The organism is Streptomyces sp. KLMMK, assembly GCF_036961605.1.
Taxonomy (GTDB): Bacteria; Actinomycetota; Actinomycetes; order Streptomycetales; family Streptomycetaceae; genus Streptomyces; species Streptomyces telluris.
In genome coordinates, this window is sequence record NZ_JBAMDC010000751.1 from 1 (window position 1) to 1,243 (window position 1,243).

A 1,243-nucleotide genomic window follows, 5' to 3' on the forward strand; every position below is an offset into this window, starting at 1 on the left:
GTGCGGGTGCGTACGTTCATGGCAGGTAGCCCCTCTGCTCCGGCGCGTGTACTGACGCCCGAGAGGACACCGTCAAGTTGCGTGAGGTTGAAGGGCCTTGTGGGCCGGGAGCGGGATCCGGCCAGCGGAATGCGGCGTTCATGGCGTGAGACACCGCACAAAATCCCTCGCCCGGGAACCGCCGGCCGCCCCGGGGCGTCAAGGGCGGCCGTCCCGGCCCCGGCCGCTCCGTCCACGATCGGCTGAATCGCCGCCCGCGCCCCCGCCTCCGGGTCCGGCCGGGTGGTCACCGTCGGATATAAATCCCTCACGCAGGGTGCGCCGCCGGTGGTGGGCGGCCCGGAGCGCGCGGCCGCGGGCGGCGTCCGGGGCGGGCGTCCCCGAAGGGTGCGCGTGCGGCGCGTGTAGCTTTGCCGTACAGCCGTGCCGCTGTCATCCCTGCGGCAGGCATTCGTCACCTTCGCGTGTACTGCCGTGCCGGTACCGCCCTACCGATTACAAAGGACGCCCCACCCATGCCGTACGTGCGCCACTGGTTGCGCAACTCGGTCCTGCTGTTCGCCGTCGCGATCGCGCTGGGCCTGGTAGCCGTGCACACCGATCTCATCCAGCCGCACGACCTGAAGCTGGACCGCACGGTCCAGACCACCTTCCGCACCGAGTGGCTGAACGTGGTCATGGAGGGGGTCAGCGCCCTCGCGTCCCCGGTCGCCGGCCTGCTGATCCTGGCGGTCTGGTGCGGCTGGCTGCTGTTCGTACGGCGCCGGCCGGTGACGGCGGCCGCCACCTTCCTCGTCGTCGCGGTCGGCTGGAACAGCACCCAGATCGCGAAGGCCATCGTCGCCCGGCCCCGGCCGCCGCGGGAGTTCATGCTGGACCCCGAGATCGGCTCCAACAGCTTCCCCAGCGGCCACACCGCCTTCACGGCCGCTGCGTTCATCGCCGCGTACTTCCTCTTCCGGGAGTCCCGCCACCGGCGGACCGTGGCCGTCGTCGGCGTCTTCGCCGTCCTGCTCATCGCCTTCTCCCGCTGGTACGTCGGCGCCCACTACCCGACCGACACCCTGGGATCGGTCCTGATCGCCTCGTCCGCGATCATCTTCGTCACCGGCATCTGGCACGCCTGGCTGCTGCCGCGGCTCTACCGCATCCCGCTGCTGGAGCGCTTCGGCCTGGACGAGGAGCTCGCCGAGCTGGAGGCTGCGGAGCAGCACGGCGGCCACCACGGCCACACCCGGCCACA

Annotated in this window: 1 protein-coding gene; it reads left to right on the forward strand. The window is 71.4% G+C overall.

Annotated features, from left to right (window positions below; all coding sequences use genetic code 11):
• Positions 1–515: 515 nt before the first annotated feature.
• Positions 516–1,243: phosphatase PAP2 family protein (locus V7793_RS37730; RefSeq protein WP_336014260.1), on the forward strand; the 728-nt coding region annotated here is incomplete at its 3' end.